At 58.0% G+C, this 17312-nt stretch carries 24 protein-coding genes; 13 read left to right on the top strand and 11 right to left on the bottom strand.

Translation table 11 applies throughout. The features are described 5' to 3' along the window. Positions 1 to 25 precede the first annotated feature (25 nt). From GOX75_RS11005 to GOX75_RS10995, 3 genes are all read right to left on the bottom strand, one after another. A complete protein-coding gene (locus GOX75_RS11005; protein ID WP_254428738.1) occupies positions 26 to 373 on the bottom strand; it encodes an EF-hand domain-containing protein in 348 nt (115 codons plus the stop codon). Between the two features lie 11 nt (positions 374 to 384). Continuing rightward, positions 385 to 630, bottom strand: coding sequence for a glycine zipper 2TM domain-containing protein (locus GOX75_RS11000; protein ID WP_171122995.1), 246 nt, complete (start codon positions 628 to 630; stop codon positions 385 to 387). A 101-nt stretch (positions 631 to 731) separates the two neighbouring features. Then, entirely contained in the window at positions 732 to 1217 is a 486-nt protein-coding gene (locus GOX75_RS10995) for a peroxiredoxin (protein ID WP_171122993.1), read from the bottom strand. A 99-nt stretch (positions 1218 to 1316) separates the two neighbouring features. On the opposite strand from GOX75_RS10995, the gene GOX75_RS10990 reads away from it, so the two are divergent. Genes GOX75_RS10990 through GOX75_RS10980 form a run of 3 tightly spaced genes read left to right on the top strand, consistent with a single transcriptional unit; the run spans position 1317 to position 3306 of the window. Beyond that, positions 1317 to 2528 carry an NAD(P)/FAD-dependent oxidoreductase gene (locus GOX75_RS10990; protein ID WP_171122991.1) on the top strand — a complete coding sequence of 404 codons (1212 nt, stop codon included), beginning with the start codon at positions 1317 to 1319 and terminating at the stop codon, positions 2526 to 2528. Beyond that, positions 2525 to 3082 (top strand): 16S rRNA (guanine(966)-N(2))-methyltransferase RsmD, encoded by a 558-nt coding sequence (gene rsmD, locus GOX75_RS10985; protein ID WP_171122989.1) that lies wholly within the window; start codon positions 2525 to 2527, stop codon positions 3080 to 3082. The genes GOX75_RS10990 and rsmD overlap by 4 nt, the downstream gene beginning before the upstream one ends. 44 nt (positions 3083 to 3126) lie before the next feature. Beyond that, positions 3127 to 3306, top strand: coding sequence for a hypothetical protein (locus GOX75_RS10980; protein ID WP_171122987.1), 180 nt, complete (start codon positions 3127 to 3129; stop codon positions 3304 to 3306). Here the strand turns inward: GOX75_RS10980 and map are convergent. After that, the gene (gene map / locus GOX75_RS10975) at positions 3294 to 4106 is read right to left on the bottom strand and encodes a type I methionyl aminopeptidase (protein WP_171122985.1); all 813 of its coding nucleotides are present in this window, start codon (positions 4104 to 4106) and stop codon (positions 3294 to 3296) included. The genes GOX75_RS10980 and map overlap by 13 nt on opposite strands. A gap of 202 nt (positions 4107 to 4308) precedes the next feature. Here map and GOX75_RS10970 point away from each other — a divergent pair, with 202 nt between their 5' ends. Further along, on the top strand, positions 4309 to 4674 hold the full coding sequence (locus GOX75_RS10970) for a hypothetical protein (protein WP_171122983.1): 366 nt from the start codon (positions 4309 to 4311) through the stop codon (positions 4672 to 4674). 60 nt (positions 4675 to 4734) lie between these two features. Here the strand turns inward: GOX75_RS10970 and GOX75_RS10965 are convergent, their stop codons facing one another. Next, on the bottom strand, positions 4735 to 5106 hold the full coding sequence (locus GOX75_RS10965) for a lipoprotein (protein WP_171122981.1): 372 nt from the start codon (positions 5104 to 5106) through the stop codon (positions 4735 to 4737). Positions 5107 to 5275: 169 nt separating this feature from the next. Next, positions 5276 to 5974 carry a DNA/RNA nuclease SfsA gene (gene sfsA / locus GOX75_RS10960; protein WP_171122979.1) on the bottom strand — a complete coding sequence of 233 codons (699 nt, stop codon included), beginning with the start codon at positions 5972 to 5974 and terminating at the stop codon, positions 5276 to 5278. Positions 5975 to 6026: 52 nt separating this feature from the next. Here sfsA and GOX75_RS10955 point away from each other — a divergent pair, with 52 nt between their 5' ends. The 4 genes from GOX75_RS10955 to GOX75_RS10940 are packed head-to-tail and all read left to right on the top strand — an operon-like array spanning position 6027 to position 8942. Further along, positions 6027 to 6749 carry a molybdopterin-binding protein gene (locus GOX75_RS10955; RefSeq protein WP_171122977.1) on the top strand — a complete coding sequence of 241 codons (723 nt, stop codon included), beginning with the start codon at positions 6027 to 6029 and terminating at the stop codon, positions 6747 to 6749. After that, complete coding sequence (locus GOX75_RS10950; protein WP_171122975.1) at positions 6746 to 7474, top strand: GNAT family N-acetyltransferase; 729 nt, start codon at positions 6746 to 6748, stop codon at positions 7472 to 7474. Before GOX75_RS10955 ends, GOX75_RS10950 begins: the two co-directional genes overlap by 4 nt. Beyond that, positions 7471 to 8043, top strand: coding sequence for a peroxidase-related enzyme (locus GOX75_RS10945; RefSeq protein ID WP_171122973.1), 573 nt, complete (start codon positions 7471 to 7473; stop codon positions 8041 to 8043). Before GOX75_RS10950 ends, GOX75_RS10945 begins: the two co-directional genes overlap by 4 nt. Beyond that, positions 8040 to 8942: an OmpA family protein gene (locus GOX75_RS10940; protein WP_171122971.1), complete on the top strand. Its 903-nt coding sequence runs from the start codon at positions 8040 to 8042 to the stop codon at positions 8940 to 8942. The genes GOX75_RS10945 and GOX75_RS10940 overlap by 4 nt, the downstream gene beginning before the upstream one ends. Before the next feature lie 4 nt (positions 8943 to 8946). Here GOX75_RS10940 and GOX75_RS10935 read toward each other — a convergent pair whose 3' ends face one another. After that, on the bottom strand, positions 8947 to 9909 hold the full coding sequence (locus tag GOX75_RS10935; RefSeq protein WP_171122969.1) for a sodium-dependent bicarbonate transport family permease: 963 nt from the start codon (positions 9907 to 9909) through the stop codon (positions 8947 to 8949). 96 nt (positions 9910 to 10005) lie between these two features. Between GOX75_RS10935 and GOX75_RS10930 the strand changes: the two genes are divergently transcribed. Beyond that, positions 10006 to 10923, top strand: a complete 918-nt coding sequence (locus tag GOX75_RS10930) for a hydrogen peroxide-inducible genes activator (protein WP_171122967.1) — start codon at positions 10006 to 10008, stop codon at positions 10921 to 10923. Between the two features lie 51 nt (positions 10924 to 10974). On the opposite strand, the gene GOX75_RS10925 is transcribed toward GOX75_RS10930, so the two are convergent. Then, a complete protein-coding gene (locus tag GOX75_RS10925) occupies positions 10975 to 11880 on the bottom strand; it encodes a LysR family transcriptional regulator (RefSeq protein ID WP_171122965.1) in 906 nt (301 codons plus the stop codon). Positions 11881 to 12108: 228 nt separating this feature from the next. On the opposite strand from GOX75_RS10925, the gene GOX75_RS10920 reads away from it, so the two are divergent. Next, positions 12109 to 12549 (top strand): DUF4399 domain-containing protein, encoded by a 441-nt coding sequence (locus GOX75_RS10920; protein WP_254428737.1) that lies wholly within the window; start codon positions 12109 to 12111, stop codon positions 12547 to 12549. A gap of 24 nt (positions 12550 to 12573) precedes the next feature. Here GOX75_RS10920 and GOX75_RS10915 read toward each other — a convergent pair whose 3' ends face one another. The 3 genes from GOX75_RS10915 to GOX75_RS10905 all read right to left on the bottom strand — a co-directional run bounded on the left by GOX75_RS10915 (position 12574) and on the right by GOX75_RS10905 (position 15327). After that, a complete protein-coding gene (locus tag GOX75_RS10915) occupies positions 12574 to 12951 on the bottom strand; it encodes a hypothetical protein (protein WP_171122962.1) in 378 nt (125 codons plus the stop codon). After that, positions 12948 to 13145, bottom strand: coding sequence for a hypothetical protein (locus tag GOX75_RS10910; RefSeq protein WP_254428736.1), 198 nt, complete (start codon positions 13143 to 13145; stop codon positions 12948 to 12950). Before GOX75_RS10910 ends, GOX75_RS10915 begins: the two co-directional genes overlap by 4 nt. A gap of 154 nt (positions 13146 to 13299) precedes the next feature. Continuing rightward, positions 13300 to 15327 (bottom strand): NADPH-dependent 2,4-dienoyl-CoA reductase, encoded by a 2028-nt coding sequence (locus GOX75_RS10905; protein WP_171122958.1) that lies wholly within the window; start codon positions 15325 to 15327, stop codon positions 13300 to 13302. A gap of 138 nt (positions 15328 to 15465) precedes the next feature. Here GOX75_RS10905 and GOX75_RS10900 point away from each other — a divergent pair, with 138 nt between their 5' ends. The 3 genes from GOX75_RS10900 (at position 15466) to GOX75_RS10890 (ending at position 17272) form a co-directional block, all read left to right on the top strand. Next, positions 15466 to 15951, top strand: a complete 486-nt coding sequence (locus GOX75_RS10900) for an RNA pyrophosphohydrolase (RefSeq protein ID WP_171122956.1) — start codon at positions 15466 to 15468, stop codon at positions 15949 to 15951. 6 nt (positions 15952 to 15957) lie between these two features. Then, complete coding sequence (gene sigZ, locus GOX75_RS10895) at positions 15958 to 16497, top strand: RNA polymerase sigma factor SigZ (protein WP_171122955.1); 540 nt, start codon at positions 15958 to 15960, stop codon at positions 16495 to 16497. Between the two features lie 64 nt (positions 16498 to 16561). Beyond that, positions 16562 to 17272 carry a glutathione S-transferase family protein gene (locus tag GOX75_RS10890; protein WP_171122953.1) on the top strand — a complete coding sequence of 237 codons (711 nt, stop codon included), beginning with the start codon at positions 16562 to 16564 and terminating at the stop codon, positions 17270 to 17272. Positions 17273 to 17312 lie beyond the last annotated feature (40 nt).

Below are 17312 nucleotides of genomic sequence, written 5' to 3'. Positions count from 1 at the left end.
ACGCTCCTGTCCGGTTCGACCGACGCTAGTCCAACTGTCCGTTTCCGTTCTGATCGGCAGATGAAAAATCCTCATTCATCTGCGCGTCGTATTCTGCACGAGAGATAAGGTTGTCCCGGTTGCGGTCAACGCTTTGGAATTGTTTTATGTCCAGAAACGGTTTGGCCTCTTCCAGACCAAGGGTGCCGTTCTTATCCTCGTCCATTGCCTGAAACGCATAATCGGAAAAAGCGTTGAATTCGTCCTTGGACAGGAATCCATCGTTGTTCGCGTCTATCGCTTTCAGCTCATTTTCATGCAGTTCTGCTGCGGTCTCGGCAATAGCGGTCCCTGCCAGAACGGTCAGGCAAAGTGTTACCAACCCAAATTTCATGACGCATCCTCTCAGCATGCGAATTTCTGACCTTCGATCCCGCCAACCGCAGCACCTGCAGCTGTCAGGATCGTTTTGCCGGACCCGCCGCCAAACTGGTTGCCGATTACTCCGCCCAAAAGCGCCCCGCCGACCGTGCCGCTGAGGCACGCGATCTCATGCTGGCGGGCGGCCTGTTGTTGCGGGGTGGGGGCCGGACCGCAAGCGGCCAGCGCGCCTGCTGTGCCCAGACAAAGGGCGAAAACCTTGAGCCTCATAAACAACTCCCTGATGAATACAGGTCGAGTATTCGCGCAACGGGGAAGTCTATCAAGTTAATTAGAGGTTTTGGCCCCGGATGTGCCGGGGCCAGACCGTATCAGATAACGTCCAACAGGCCCTCACCGGCAGAAATTTCACATGCGCCGGGGTTTTCTTCCAGATTCAGTGCGGTGACCTTGCCATCCTCGACCAGCATCGCATAACGCTTCGACCGCGCGATCAGCCCGGCAGGCGGGGCGTCGAAATCCATGCCGATGGCTTTGGTGAATTCGGACGCGGCATCGGCCAGCATGGTCAGGCCCGCATCGGACGCGCCGGTGGCCTCGCCCCAGGCTTTCATCACGAAGGGGTCGTTGACCGAAACGCAGATGATCTCATCCACGCCTTTGGCGCTGAATTGGTCCTTGGTGCGCATGAAGCTGGGCACATGGGCCGAATGGCAGGTGGGTGTGAACGCGCCAGGCACAGCGAAAATCACCACTTTGCGCCCTTTGGTCTTGTCTGAAATCCGAACTTCTTCGGGGCCTTCCGCACCGATCTGGGTCAGTGTGGCGTCGGGCAGCGTATCACCTGTTGAAATCATTTTTATGCTCCTGTCGTTTGGATTTGCAGAGTCGGGCTTAGCCGCAATATAGGTGGTCGCGTGGATCAGGCCACGGGAATTCGACAGGGTGAGGGAAAGATGAGCCATATTGTCGTAATTGGTGCCGGGCAGGCGGGTGCATCACTGGTCGCGCGGCTGCGCAAGGGTGGGTTTGACGGCGACATCACCCTGATCGGGGCCGAGCCACATCTGCCCTATCAGCGCCCCCCCTTGTCCAAGGCTTATCTGCTGGGCGAGATGGAGTTGGAGCGTCTGTTCTTGCGCCCCGAGAGCTTTTACGCCGAGAACAACATCACCCTGCGTCTGGGCCAGCGCGTGACCGCGATTGATCCGAAGGCCAAGACCGTTTCGCTGGGCGATGAGGTCATATCCTATGATGAACTAGCCCTGACAACCGGGTCGTACCCGCGCCGCCTGCCTGCCGCGATTGGCGGCGATCTGGCGGGCGTGCATGTGGTGCGCGATCTGGCCCATATCGACGAGATGGAACCGCGCGTGACCGACGGCGCTCGCGCGCTGATCGTGGGCGGCGGCTATATCGGGCTTGAGGCTGCGGCGGTTTGCGCCAAGCGCGGGGTCAAAGTGACCCTGGTCGAGATGGCCGACCGTATCCTGCAACGTGTCGCCGCGCCCGAGACCAGCGATTATTTCCGCGCGCTGCATACGGGGTATGGGGCCGATATCCGCGAGGGCGTCGGGCTGGACCGTCTGCTGGGTGAGGATGGCAAGGTGACGGGCGCGGTTCTGACCGATGGGTCAAAGATTGACGTTGATTTTGTCGTTGTGGGCGTGGGTATCGCGCCCGCGACTCAACTGGCTGAAATGGCGGGGCTGGAGCTGGACAACGGCATCAAGACCGACGCGCATGGGCGCACATCTGATCCGTTTATCTGGGCGGCGGGGGATTGCGCGTCTTTCCCTCATGCCGGGGGGCGTATCCGTCTGGAAAGCGTACCCAACGCCATTGATCAGGCCGAGATCGTGGCCCAGAACATGCTGGGCGCGGCCAAGGAATATACCGCGACGCCGTGGTTTTGGTCGGATCAGTATGACGTCAAACTGCAGATCGCCGGTCTTAACACCGGCTATGATCGCGTTGTGACCCGGCGTGGAGAAGGCGCAACCGTGTCCTTCTGGTATTACAAGGGCGATCAGTTGATCGCGGTGGACGCTATGAACGACCCGCGCGCTTATATGGTCGGCAAACGTCTGATCGACGCGGGCAAAACGGCTGATCCCGCCGTGGTGACCGACCCCGCAGCGGACCTTAAACCGCTGCTCAAAGCGTGAGGATCATTGCCGGAGAATTCCGCGGTCGGGCCCTAACCTCGGTCGGTAAGGGCGATGCGGGCGCGCATTTGCGGCCCACAACGGATCGGGTGCGCGAAAGCCTGTTCAACGTGCTGACCCATCAGATCGACTTTGACGGGCTGCGAGTGCTGGACTTGTTCGCGGGCACCGGCGCGTTGGGGCTTGAGGCGCTGTCGCGTGGGGCCGCCCATGTGACCTTCGTGGATGACGGGCGCGTGGCGCAGGGGCTGATCCGCAAGAATATCGACCTGACCCGCAGCACCGACCGAACCCAGTTGATCCGCCGCGACGCGACCCGGTTGGGTGACAATCCCGATGCACCATACGATCTGATTTTCCTTGATCCGCCTTACGGCAAATCCATGGGGGAAAAGGCAATCGGCGCGCTGCGCGGCTGGATCGCCGATGATGCCTTGATCGTGTGGGAGGAAAACGCGCCCATGCAGCCGCCCGAAGGTTTCACCCTGCAAAACAGCCGCAAATATGGCGATACGCATATCACGTTGATGTGGAAGGGTGTCTCGGACGCATAAGGCGTGCCTTTGGGGAACTTGGCTGATTGTGTTAGGCTGTGTTCATGGACCGTGTATTGACTCCTCCGATCTGGGCATCGTCACATGAGGCCGCAGCCGATACCGGCCCTGCGCGCAAACCGTTGCGCGCGCCGGTTTTCATCCATGACGCTGCGACGCCTTGGGGGTCTGAAACACTGCTCTTGAAACTCTGGCGCGATCAGAACGCCGATCAGGACGAATAGGTCGAGTGGAACTTGTTGCCCGGTGACAGGGTGAAGATGTCGAATCCATCTGCCGTCACGCCCACCGAATGTTCGAACTGCGCGGACAGGGACTTGTCCCGCGTCACGGCCGTCCAGTCGTCGGACAGGGTTTTGGTTTCGGGTCGCCCAAGATTCACCATCGGTTCGATCGTGAAGAACATGCCCTCTTCCAAAACTGCGCCCGTACCCGGCCGTCCATAGTGCAGGACATTGGGCGGTGCGTGGAAAACGCGCCCAAGGCCGTGACCGCAGAAATCTCGCACAACGCTCATGCGATGCGCTTCAACATAGGCCTGAATCGCGTGGCCGATATCGCCGAACGTGTTGCCCGGCTTTACCATCTCAATACCTTTGAACAGGGCATCATGGGTCACCTGAATCAGGCGTTCGGCCTTGCGGGGCAGTTTGCCCGCCACATACATCCGCGAGGTGTCACCAAACCAGCCGTCGACGATGACGGTGACGTCGATATTCAGGATATCGCCATCCTTTAGCCGCTTGTCGCCGGGAATGCCGTGGCAAACCACGTGATTGACGCTGATACAGCTTGCGTGCTGATAGCCCTTATAGCCGATGGTGGCCGATGTCGCGCCTGCGTCCTCGACCATCTGGGTGATCAGGCCGTCAATCGCCCCGGTGGTCTGACCGGGAAAAACATGCTCAGCAATGTCATCCAGAATCCGCGCAGCCAAGGCCCCTGCCGCGTGCATACCGGCAAAGTCGCCCTGTTCATAGATGCGGATACCGTCCTTGGTCAGACGGCCACGATGTTCCTTCATCGGTGCGAGGCTCCAAATGTTTCGCGCAGCATTTCTTTTACGCTGCTTGTGCAGAAAGTACCAGAGGGCGATGGGTCGCGGGTTTTTTCAACTGTTCAAATGGCGTTGAGCACGGGAATTTCAAGCAAGGGTCTCTGTCTGCCTCTGTTATGCTGCGCCAGCACTGTTTTCCGTACAGCGTGGCAGAATGAAGATTCTTGATGTGAAGAGATGGCTTGTTTTCGCCGTGGCGGTCTTTCTGGGCGGCTGCCGCGAGGACCATAGAACCCTGACAGCGCAGGAGTTGGCCTCGGAACTGAACATCAGCCGAAAGATTGCGTTTGAGCGGTTCCATATCTCTGGTACCGCCACTCTGCGGCGCGACGGAAGCTTCGAGGCCACAGTCCCCCATCTTGGGCGCGACACCGGAACCTGGTGGCTGGACGGAGACAAAATCTGCAGCCGGTGGGCGAACTTCCGACAAGGGCAAGAGCTTTGCGCCGTGGTTGGGCAGAGCGAAGATGGTCAGTTTCGGGGGAAAAGTCCGATAAGCGGTTCATTTCTGGGAAATTTCCGCTTCTTGAACTGAGCCGGATTTTGCAAGCCCCTCGACCCTATGATCGAGGACGCTTGCAGTTTTTTGTTTGTCTCAGACGCAAGTGTAGAAAATGAAATGCACGGGGCGGACTGACCCGTCGGCCTGCGTTCTGTTGCTGACACCAAGGTCTTTCTTGATTGCGGCTTGTCCGGTTAGCCTTGGGCTGGCCTGACCTGCGCAGAATGCTGCGACGCGGCGTCTGACTTCGGGCTCGGTCACTTCGTCAGGGAAGAAGCCGATTTCAATGGTCTTGTAAACGCCACCTGATTCCAGTGGAAATGCCAGATCCAGACCTTGCTGGTCAGCAGGGTTTGGGAAAACACTTTGAACCAGTGTGGCACGGCGGGTCGCCGCCGCTTGGGGGTCCACGGAACAGGCGGTCAGGGTGAGCGCGGCGATAAGTACGGAAAATGTCTTTTTCATTGATGTCTCTGATATTGCCTCGGAACTGGAAGGCCGGATTCTGTCGTGTCAGACCCACCCTTCAAGTTGTGTGTGCTGCTGCAGTGTGGCACTTTTAAGGCGAGTGACGGCCAATTGTTCGCGTCGCATTCGAACAGGGCCCAACCCGTAAAAGTCGTTAGGTTGCGAATTAGTCCAAAGGCTTAGGCAGTACCCAAACACCTTCGGGTGAGATGCGTGTCGTGTAGATCAGACGCTCCACCCCTTGTGCCTGAACGGTTTCGAACGTGTCGGCATAAGTTGGGTCTATATCGGCGGCCAATGCAAACCGGTCGCAATCCGTGCGCTGCACAAGGTACAGCATGATCGCCCGGTGACCCCGTGCCACCATCGCGGAAAGTTCGCCCAGATGTTTGGTGCCGCGTGCAGTGACGCTGTCGGGGAATTCAGCCAGCCCCGGCAGGCGCGACAGGGTCACGCTTTTGACTTCGACATAGGCATCCGGCAGGCCGGGTCGGGTCAACAGAAAGTCGATGCGGCTGTTTTCGCCGTATTTTACCTCGGGGCGGACGGTTTCATAGGCGGCCAGTTCGCGGATATCCCGCGCCTCCAAGGCTGCGCGCAGGGCTTTGTTCGGAACCGATGTGTCGACCCCGGTGAAATGGCCGTTTTCATGATCGACCAGCCGCCAGCCGTATTTCAGCTTTTTCTTTGGGTCGTCATTGGGTTCAAGCCAGATTTTCTGCTCTGGTTCCGCCAGCCCCATCATCGACCCCGGATTGGCGCAATGGGCGGTCACCTCGCGCCCGTCCTCCAGCCTGCAATCAGCCAGAAAGCGTTTGTATCGGCGGATCAGGCGGGCGGGGACAAGAGGGGTTTCAAATCGCATGGCCAAGGGCCTATACCTGCCCATAGGGTCGATCAAGAGGGGGGCACGTGCCATGGCCAATCCAACCGCCGCAATGCTGGTGATCGGGGATGAGATCCTGTCGGGCCGCACGCGCGACGCCAATATGCACTACCTTGCCGGTGAACTGACCAAGCTGGGCATTGACCTTAAAGAGGTGCGTGTCGTCAGCGACGAGGCCGCCGCAATCGAAGCAGCGGTCAAGGCGCTGTCTGCAACCCATGACCACGTCTTTACCAGCGGTGGGATCGGTCCGACCCATGACGACATCACCGCCGACTGTATGGCCCGCGCTTTCGACACGCCGATTGATATTCGTGACGACGCACGTGCCCTGCTTGAGGCGCACTACGAGAAATCTGGGCTGGAACTGAATGCAGCGCGCCTGCGCATGGCGCGCATCCCTGATGGTGCAGCGCTGATTGACAATCCGGTTTCAACTGCACCGGGCTTTACTATCGAGAACGTTCATGTGATGGCCGGGGTTCCTTCGGTATTTCAGGCAATGGTCGCCAGCGTTCTGCATGGGCTGACCCGTGGCAGCCCGCTATTGTCGCAAACCCTGCGGGTGGATCGCGGGGAAGGGGACATTGCCGCGACGTTGTCCGTGTTGGCCGAAGACTTCCCTGATCTTTCCATTGGCAGCTATCCATTTCAGGTCAACGGCGTATTCGGGTCCAATGTTGTCATCCGCGGGACCGACGGTGCTCGTGTTGACGCAGCCACTACTCGATTGGCGAAAGAGCTAGACCTTTGACGCTGCACTGGGGCGACGTGGTCGACGGCACTTGGCCTGCCGCCGAGTACAAGGTGCACGGCCCGTTCCGGTTGCGGCGGGGGTTGGGCGGGGGCTCTCGCGTGTCGGCTGCAAGTGCGCTTGCCCCGGCGGCAATAGCTGACATTGAAGAGGCCGAAGCTGCGATGCAGGCCATGGGGCAAAAGCGCATATTCTGTCTTTGGCCGGGGGATGAGGTGCTGGACAGACAGCTTGCGGACCGTGGGTATGACGTTTTGGACCCGGTTAACATCTATTCCTGCCCTGTTGAGCATCTGACGGATATTCCGATCCCACGTGTCACGGCTTTTGCCATCTGGGACCCGTTGGCAATCATGAACGAAATCTGGGCCAAGGGGGGTATTGGCCCCGACCGTCTGGCTGTGATGGATCGCGCGCCGGGGCCGAAAACCGGGCTGTTACTGCGGCGAGCGGACCAGCCAGCGGGAACTGCTTTTGTCGCGGCGCATGACACGGTCGCCATGGTGCACGCGTTAGAGGTTTTGCCGTCGCACCGGCGTCACGGCTTGGGCCGGTGGGCGATGCGCGCTGCCGCGTTCTGGGCGCAGGAGCAAGGCGCTGAAACGCTTAGCGTGATCTGCACCAAGGCGAATGATGGGGCCAACGGTCTCTATCATTCGCTTGGGATGGAGATCGTCGGAGAATACCATTACCGTCAGCTTACCCAAGGAGAGAGCCCGACGTGACTGATCACACCCTGCCAACAGCCCTGAACCTGCCGATGGCCGATACGCTGCCGCCCGAAACCCAAAAGTACTTTGATATCTGCGTCGAAAAGCTGGGTTTTGTGCCAAATGTGTTAAAGGCGTATGCGTTCGACATCGACAAGCTGAATGGCTTTACGGGGATGTATAACGATTTGATGCTGGGCGACAGCGGCTTGTCCAAACTGGAACGTGAGATGATCGCCGTCGTGGTCTCGGCCATCAATAAGTGCTTTTACTGTCTTGTGGCCCATGGTGCGGCGGTCCGGCAATTATCGGGCGATCCGCAACTGGGTGAGATGTTGGTGATGAACTACCGTGTTGCCCCTTTGGATACGCGTCAGCGCGCCATGCTGGATTTTGCGGCAAAGATGACGACCGCCAGCACCGAGATCGAAGAACCTGACCGTCAGCGCCTGCGCGACGCGGGATTTTCGGACCGCGATATCTGGGACATTGCCAATGTGACCGGCTTTTTCAACATGTCCAACCGGGTTGCCAGCGCCACGGCGATGGCCCCCAATGAAGAATATCACGCGCAGGCCCGATGATCCGAAACCTCACCCTCATACTGGCCCTGTGGGTCGGGCCGGCGGCCGCGCAAGACCTGACGATGTCTTCTGGTTCGCGTCTGGTGAGCGACAGGACCAGTGCCCTGGACAGCTATGACATGCCAACCGGGGTTTTTGCCGACGGCTCTGTGCCCGCCCGAACGGTCGAAGGCAGGGTTGAGCGTTTGACGTGGCGCTTGCAGGCGGGGTCCAGCACAACGCTGCAGTTGCTGGAACCGCTGCGGGATCAGATTCAGGCACAAGGGTTCGATGTGTTGTTTGAGTGTGAGGCGCGCACCTGCGGTGGCTTTGACTTCCGCTTTGGAACCGAGGCTGTGCCAACGCCTGACATGTATGTCGCCATTCAGGACTATCGCTTTTTGTCCGCCACGCGCGGGGACGAAGCGCTGAGTTTGCTGGTCAGCCGCAACCCACCCGATGGTTATGTTCAGATGATCCGCGTGTCGCCTGCAGATGCCGAGGCCCCTCCGCCGCTTGTCATCGAAGAGACAGTGGAACAGTCGCAGGGGCTGCTGGCTGATCTTGAACAGAACGGCCATGTCATTCTGGACGATCTGCATTTTCGCACCGGTGAGATCACGTTGGGCGACGGCCCCTTTGCGTCGCTTGCGCTGATCGCTGCATATCTGAAAGACAACCCAGCGGTGCGGATGGCCCTTGTGGGCAACACAGATGACACCGGCACGCTCGAGGCAAATATCTCGGTCAGCACAGGGCGGGCTCAGGCGGTTCGCGTCCGCCTGATCGAAAAACATGGTGCCGCGGCAGACCGGCTTGAGGCGCGCGGTATCGGTTATCTTGCCCCGTTGACCTCGAACGCCACGCCCGAGGGAAGGGACCTGAACCGCCGGGTCGAGGCGATTTTGCTGGTCAACTGATCCGTCACATCACCCACCACAGATAAAGCGGCAATCCAACCGTGATGTTGAACGGGAACGAAACTCCCAGTGACAGGGTCAGGTAAATCCCGGATTCGGCCTTGGGCAGCGCGATTTTCATTGCCGCTGGCACCGCGATGTAAGAGGCCGAAGCGGATAACACCATCAGCAGGAACAGGCTGCCTTCGGACAGGCCGATCACTGCGCCGACGGCCCATGCCATCATCGCTCCGATCAGGGGCATCAGCACACCAAAGCCAAATAGCCCCACCGACAGTTTATCGCGGTTACTCAGCAAGCTCCGCCCGGCTGAAAGGCCCATGTCCAGAAGAAACAGGCAGAGGATACCGGTAAATGGCGTCACGATGAATGGCGCGATCATCTGCATCCCCTCACCACCGGTTATGGCCCCGATGAAGAACGCCCCGGTCAGTAGGACAATCGATCCGTTTGCCAGCAAATCGCGCCAAAGCCCCGCTTCCTTTACGCCATTGCCATTTGATCTGTGGGCAAGCCACAGAGCGGACAGGATGGCGGGCACCTCCATCGCGGCGGCGACGGCGACCATGAACCCGTCATGGCTGAGGCCGACAAGGTCCAGCAGGCTTGTGGCAGTCACGAAAGTGACGATCGAAATCGACCCATAATGCCCGGCGACCGCAGCCGCGTTCAGCGGGTCCAGCCGGGTCATGACCCGCAGCAAACCAAAGGCCACGAACGGAATGGCAAAGGACAGCGCCACGCCACCCAGTAGGGTTAGAAACAGGTCCAGATGGATGCCATGCTCGGCAAGATTGCTGCCGCCTTTGAACCCGATGGCCAGCAGCAGATACAGCGACATGAACTTGGCCGCACCCGTGGGGATCGAAAGATCGCTGCGCACAAAGGCGGCCAGCAGCCCAAGCGCGAAGAAAAGGATCGTGGGCACCAGCAAATTGCTGGACAGCGTGTCGATTACGGTTGGCATTTGCGGCTCCTGTCCCGGTTTTTGGGCTAGGTGCCTTGCCGAAATGCATTATCCAAATATTATCTTTCTAATTTTAACATAGTTTGAGGCTATGAAATGCGCCCAACTCTGCGTCAGCTTGAATATATCGTCACCGTCAGTCGCCTTGGCAGGTTCGGGCTTGCAGCAGACGTGCTGAATGTCAGCCAACCCAGCCTGTCAGCGCAGATATCAGCAGTAGAACAAGAGCTTGGCCTGCGCATTTTCGAACGCAATAGGGGCGGTGTTCACGCGACAGCCAAAGGCGAGGCGTTCATTTCACGCGCCCAGAAGATATTGGCCGAGGTTCAGGACCTGCGCCACGCCATGACCAGCGACGCGCCGGTCGGTGGACGGTTGAGGCTGGGCGTATTGCCGTCAATTGGCCCATATCTGTTGCCGCAGGCCATCAAAAAGATTCACCGGGATCGGCCGGGTCTGCGGATTGTTGTGCGTGAAGAGAATACACGCGATCTGGAACAGGGGCTAAAGGCCGGACGCTTTGACCTAATAATCTCAACCCCCGAAGATCATCCCAACACGATGCAGCAGCGTCTGTTCAATGAAACCTTGTGGATCGGCGTGGCCGTTGACGACTTGTTGGCGCGGGATTTGCATGGCGTCACCGCCGAAGACCTGCGCGACCGTTTGATCCTGACGCTGGATCAAAGCCATCGTCTGTCCCGAATCGTATATGCGCTGGCCGCCGAGTGTGGCGGTGTCGTGTCGGACGAATATGAAGGAACAACGCTGGATTCGATTGTATTGATGGCGGCTTCGGGGGTCGGAGTCGCCGTCTTGCCTGATTTGTACGCGCGTCGGCAGGGTATCTACCGCGATGAGGTTCGGCTGCGCCCCTTGGCTATTCCAAATGCCAATCGCGATATCGCGCTGTTGGCGCGTCGTGGGGAAGACGACCTGCCCGGCCGGAATATTCTGACGAAATCTCTGCGCGCGGTTGCACGCGACATGGGGTTGACGGTTTCGCCCGAATAAAAAAAGACCCGCACAAAATGCGCGGGTCGTACAGTCTTCACCGGGGAGAAATTACCAATCCATCGGGCCCTTGTCGTTGAAGGACTCGACCAGAAAATCAATGAATGCCCTTACTTTGGGCTGTGTGAAACGGCCGGGCGGGTAAACCGCGTAGACGCCTTGAACCTCGTCGGGCAGTGACGGCATCGCATCCTGAACGCGGCCAGATTTCAGCGCGTCCGCATAAAGATAGCTGGGCAGATGGGCGATCCCAAGGCCCGAGATCGCCGCGTTCAGCAGGGATTGGCCGTCGTTGACACTTAGCCAGCCTGCAGTACGGACCTGACGTTTTTCGCCCGAAGGCGCGGTCAGTTTCCATACATTGCCGGACGACTGGCTGGAATAGTGCAGCAGCTTGTGCTCGTTCAGATCGTCGATCTTTTGCGGACGTCCGTATTTCTCGATATAGCTTGGGGCCGCGACCATACGTTTCACGGTTTCCGTCAGCTTGCGGGCGCGCAGAGTGCTGTCTTCCAACTCTCCGATTCGAACGGCCACATCAAAGCCTTCTGAAATTAGTTCCACATACCGGTTATTCAGAACCATATTCACTGTGATATCCGGGTAAGCTGCCAGAAAACCTGACAAAACCGGTGACAGGTGATTCACGCCGAAATCTGTCGCGACGCTGATTCTAAGCAACCCGGATGGCGCGGATTGCATCGAGGTCACCAAGGCGTCGGCTTCACCCGCGTCATTCAGGACGCGACGCGCCCGGTCATAGTAGGCCAGGCCGATTTCTGTCGGCGAAACACGACGAGTCGTGCGGTTTAACAGGCGGGCGCCCAGGCGGGCCTCCAGGCTCGATACGTGCTTTGACACGGCCGACTTGGAGATGCCCATTTTCTTGGCCGCGTCGGTGAAGCCACCCTGGTCCACCACGTTGGCAAAGGCTTCCATTTCGGTCAGTCTGTCCATTCTCGTTCCCCAGGTATTGGTTCGTTGACCGATTTTTGCGGCCAATCTGGGCGGAAACTGGGCAGACATGGGATAATATCAGGGATTTTATTCGGATCGTTTGCGTATAGGAAACGCGGAAACGATGGTTTCTTAATTCGCCACAAACTCAATACACGCAGGCTTTTATGGGAATTTGGCTAAATATGTTAAGATGAGCATGGCAAATTTGTGACCATGGAGAAGACAATGAGAGCTCTTTTTACCATCGCTGCCCTGACCCTTTCCGCGACGCTTGCTTTGGCCGGAGGTGAGACACCTTCGAACCCGGATGCCGAGGTCTATTTCGTAAATTTGTCGGATGGAGATACCGTAAAATCACCCGTGACGATCGTTTTCGGCCTAAGTGGAATGGGCGTCGCCCCAGCCGGAACAGAGAAAGAGAACACCGGCCATCACCACCTTCTGATCGACCGCCCACCGCTGGGTGAGGGCGAGGACGGCGCCGATGAGTTGGCCTATGGTCTGCCTGCCGATGACAACCACATCCATTTCGGTGGTGGGCAAACCGAAGTGACACTGGATTTGGCACCGGGCGAACATACGCTGCAACTGGTCTTGGGGGATGCGGGTCATGTGCCACACGCAACGCCAATTGTGTCCGAAGTGATTACGATCACGGTCGAGTAGGCTGTGCGCATTCGGTCGACCTATTTAGGCGGCAACAGGTAGTAGGAAGACTCTGCGCGCCAGCGCCGTATTCAGCCGTTCTTTTGTATACCAATTGTTGAGGACAACCTTAGTCATTAAGTTGGGGTTTTCCTGTGCGAACGCTGCAAAGTCATCTGATTGCCCATTGGCAAGACGCTCGGCAATCAGACTCATGAACGCGTAAGTGATCGTCAGATTGAACTTGTCAGGGTCACCCGCCTTGGCAGCAAGCGATCGGATTCCTTTCGCGTAGATCGCCGCGGCATCGATGAAATCATACTTGCGCAGCAGATCGTATGCGACTTGCACGTGTTCGGCATGTCCGAACGTAGTGTTGTCGATGGCGTGTGCTTCAAATGCGTTAGTGATATCGGCGCTCATTCACCGTCCTCCTTGAAGCGATGGCTGTCTTGGGATGTCCAGTCGAGGTCATAGACACTTTTGAGTTGCTTGATCTTCTCCAGCGTTTCCTCGGAAAACGCCGGTTTGTTTTCAAAACTGTGCAGGGCCATGCCTTCGATTAGATCGCTCAGGGTCATGTCCAGCGACTCTGCCAGCCCCTTCAGAACTTTCAAAAGCCGTCTTTCGATTCGAATTCCAGTTTGGATACGTACTATTTTCTGATTCATTTGTTGTATATGTACATATGTACATAAGGAGTCAAGCGGCATCAAAAAAAGCCGCCTCTTCCGAGACGGCTTCCCATGGCGCAAAAAAATTATCGTCGCGTCAGAACGTAGCCGCCAAACGCGTCCCTTGATTGATCGCGCGTTTTGCATCCAGTTCTGCGGCCAGATCCGCGCCGCCGATCACATGCGGAGTGATACCGCATTCGATCAGCGCATCCGCAAGGCTGCGTTCTGAAACCTGACCGGAACATAGAACAACCGTATCTGCCGCAATAACGGTTGGGTCCGCGCGCTCTTCGCCAAAGCTGATATGCAGGCCGTCGTCGTCGATGCGCTCATAATTGACGCCGCCAACGAAATTCACGTCCTTCATCTTCAGCGTCGCACGGTGAATCCAGCCGGTGGTTTTACCCAGTCCCTTGCCATGCGCCTGTTTCTTGCGCTGCAGTAATGTTACCTCGCGCGCCGGGGCTGCAGGCTGCGGTCCTTCAGGAGCTAAACCCGAGCGGTGTTCGGCCGGGTCGGTTACGCCCCATTCCTTCATCCAAGCAGGCAGGTCCGTGGTGATGCTGTGGCCGTCTTCCAGCAAAAACTCGGACACGTCGAACCCGATGCCGCCGGCACCGATCACGGCGACGGATTTGCCGACTTCGGCCTTGTCGCGCAGAACGTCGATATAGCTGATGACATTCTCGCGGTCTTGCCCGGGGATTTCCGGGTCGCGCGGGTTGACGCCGGTTGCGATGACGACTTCATCAAATCCGGTCAGGTCCTCGGCGCTGACCTCGCGGTTCAGTTCGACCTTCACACCCAGATCTGCGATCATGGTGCGATACCAGTCGACCAGTCCCCAGAACTCTTCCTTGCCCGGAACCTGCTTGGCCATGTTTAGCTGTCCGCCCACTTCGGCGGCGCGGTCGAACAAGGTTACGTCATGGCCGCGCTGGGCAGCGGTCATCGCGGTGGACAGACCGGCCGGACCTGCGCCCACGATGGCAACCGACTTGGGAGTTGCAGCGTTTTCGATGACCAGTTCAGTCTCATGACATGCGCGTGGATTGACCAGGCACGAGGTCAATTTGCCGCCGAACGTATGGTCAAGGCAGGCTTGGTTACAGGCAATACAAGGCGCGATCTTCGCGGACTGGCCCGCGATGGCCTTGTTCACGAATTCCGCATCCGCAAGCATCGGACGCGCCAGCGACACCATGTCGGCGCAGCCCGTGGACAGAACCTCTTCGGCGACTTCGGGGGTGTTGATCCGGTTTGAGGTGATCACCGGAATGTTCACCTCGCCCATCAGTTTCTTGGTCACCCATGCGAAGGCCGCGCGGGGAACGCTGGTGGCGATGGTCGGGATTCGCGCCTCGTGCCAGCCGATGCCGGTGTTGATGATCGTCGCACCAGCCTCTTCGACCCGCTTCGCCAGTTCCACAACCTCATCATAGGTCGAACCGTTGGGCACAAGGTCAATCATCGACAAGCGGTAGATGATGATGAAATCAGTTCCCACGGCTTCGCGCGTGCGGCGCACGATTTCGATCGGCAGGCGCATTCGGTTTTCGTAAGAGCCACCCCAGCGGTCCTCACGCTTGTTGGTGTGGGCCACAAGGAACTGGTTGATGAAATACCCCTCGGACCCCATGATCTCGACCCCGTCATAGCCCGCTTTCTGGGCCAGAGCAGCCGCGTTGACGATGTCGCTGATCTGCTTCTCGATACCTTCCTCGTCCAGTTCGCTGGGCGGGAACGGAGAGATCGGCGATTTAACCGGGCTGGGCGCCACACATTTGGGACCATAGGCATAGCGGCCTGCGTGCAGGATTTGCATGGCAATTTTGCCGCCCGCTTCGTGCACGCGCTGGGTGACGATGGAATGTTTGGCAACCTCGTCATCGTTGGTCATCATCGACGCGCCCGGCAGAACCGAGCCTTCAAGGTTCGGACCGATCCCGCCTGTCACCATAAGCGCAACACCGCCGCGCGCACGGTCGGCATAGAATTCAGCCACGCGATTCCAGTCGCCGGTCTCCTCAAGCCCTGTATGCATCGAGCCCATCAGAACGCGGTTTTTCAGTGTGGTGAAGCCCAGATCAAGCGGGGCCAGCATATTTGGGTACGCAGTCATGGCAAACTCTCCCTCCCGGATTTTCAGCGTTAGATTGATGTTCGCGTCTACTTTGTCACGCGAAACCTTGCGTCACGGTCTATGCTGTCGCACCGGCAGTTGATACAGACGGATCGTTACAGGAAAAAGAGACCAAGCATGACCCCCGATCAGATCGCGAAACTGCCCTATCGTCCTTGTGTTGGCCTGATGTTGATGAATGCGCATGGCCAGATTTTCGTGGGCCAGCGCAATGATCGCCACAAGAACGCTTGGCAGATGCCGCAAGGGGGCGTGGACAAGGGCGAAGACCCCCGCGATGCGGCCCTGCGCGAGCTTTGGGAAGAAACAGGGGTGACCGCTGATCTGGTCGAGGTCGTGGCCGAAACGCCAGGTTGGCTGCCTTATGACCTGCCGCATGATATCGTCCCGAAAATCTGGAAAGGTCGCTTTCGTGGGCAAGAGCAGAAATGGTTTCTGCTGCGCTACTCAGGCCGCGACGATCAGATTAATATCGACACCGATCACCCCGAGTTCACCCGGTGGAAATGGCAGGAGCCTTCGCGCTTGGTGCAAGAGATCGTGCCGTTTAAACGTGACGTTTATGAACAGGTTGTTGCCGCCTTTGCCGAACACCTGTCATAAAGTGTAATGCGCATCGAGGACATCTGGCCCAAGTACCGTGCGCGCCTGAAGGCGTTTTTGCACTCGCGCGTTGCGAATGCAGCGGATGTGGACGACCTGTTGCAAGAGATTTCGGTCAAAGTGTTTACAGGTTTGCCTGCACTGATGGACCCGTCCAAGTTGCAGCCATGGCTTTTTCAGACCGCAGATCGCACCATCATTGATTTCTATCGCAAGTCCGGCCGCGCGCAGGCGCACCAGGATGACCTGTGGTATCACCGCGATGACCCCGAAACCCGGCAGGATTTGGAAGGCTGCGTTGAGCCGTTCATTCGCGGCCTGCCCGCGGAAACAGCGGATATGCTGATGGCTATAGATATCAACGGAATGTCTCAGAATGATTACGCTGTGGCACATGGTCTACCGTATTCGACCCTCAAATCCCGCGTACAGAAAGGTCGGGCTGAGTTGCGAAAAGCGTTTGAAAACTGCTGTGACATCACAATGGATGCGCGCGGAAACATCGCGGATGTGCAGATAAAATCGGAAAACTGCAAAAAATGTTGATCTGAACGTCGTCTTTTTGGCGCGGGCTTCGTCTTACAGATGAAACCACCAAAAGGAAACGAAGATGATCCGTATCATTAGCTTCAAAATCTGCCCCTTCGTGCAGCGCGTAACCGCGTTGCTTGAGGCCAAGCAGATACCTTATCAGATCGATTACATCAGTCTCAGCGACAAGCCCAACTGGTTCCTTGACCTCTCGCCAACAGGTCAGGTGCCTGTTCTGGTAACCGAAGGCGGCACGCCGCTTTTCGAGTCTGACGCGATCGCGGAATATCTCGATGACATTTCCGCACCGCTGCAACCCGATTTGACGCCCGAGCAACGCGCCCTGAACCGCGCCTGGAGCTATCAGGCCAGCAAGCATTATCTTGTCCAGTGCAGCGCGATGCAAAGCGCCGATTTGGCGACGTTTACCGAACGTATGTCAAAACTGAACGCCGCCTTTGCCAGGGTCGAACAGACAATGGGCAGCGACCCGTTCTTTGGTGGCGAGGCGCTGGGCAATGTCGATATGGCGTGGCTGCCGCTATTGCACCGCGCTTCGATCGTCGAAGCGCATAGCGGTCATGACATGCTGGTGCGTTATCCCAAGGTGAAAGCATGGCAACAGGCTGTGTTGGCGACAGGGATTCCGCAAAAGTCGGTATCCGAAGATTTTGCCGTTCGGTTTACGGATTTTTATCTGGCCGATCGCACCTGGCTGGGCCGGGGCGCTAACCAGAACGAAGCACCCACGTCGGTCCAGACACGTCAATCGCGCGGATGTTGCGGTTGATACGATCACCGTCCTGCACGTTGACGTGAGGGGGCGTAGC

It is taken from the genome of Ruegeria sp. HKCCD7251, assembly GCF_013031165.1.
Lineage (GTDB): Bacteria > Pseudomonadota > Alphaproteobacteria > Rhodobacterales > Rhodobacteraceae > Ruegeria.
The sequence above is the reverse complement of the archived record's forward strand: the minus strand, read 5'-3'. Positions and strand labels throughout refer to the sequence as shown.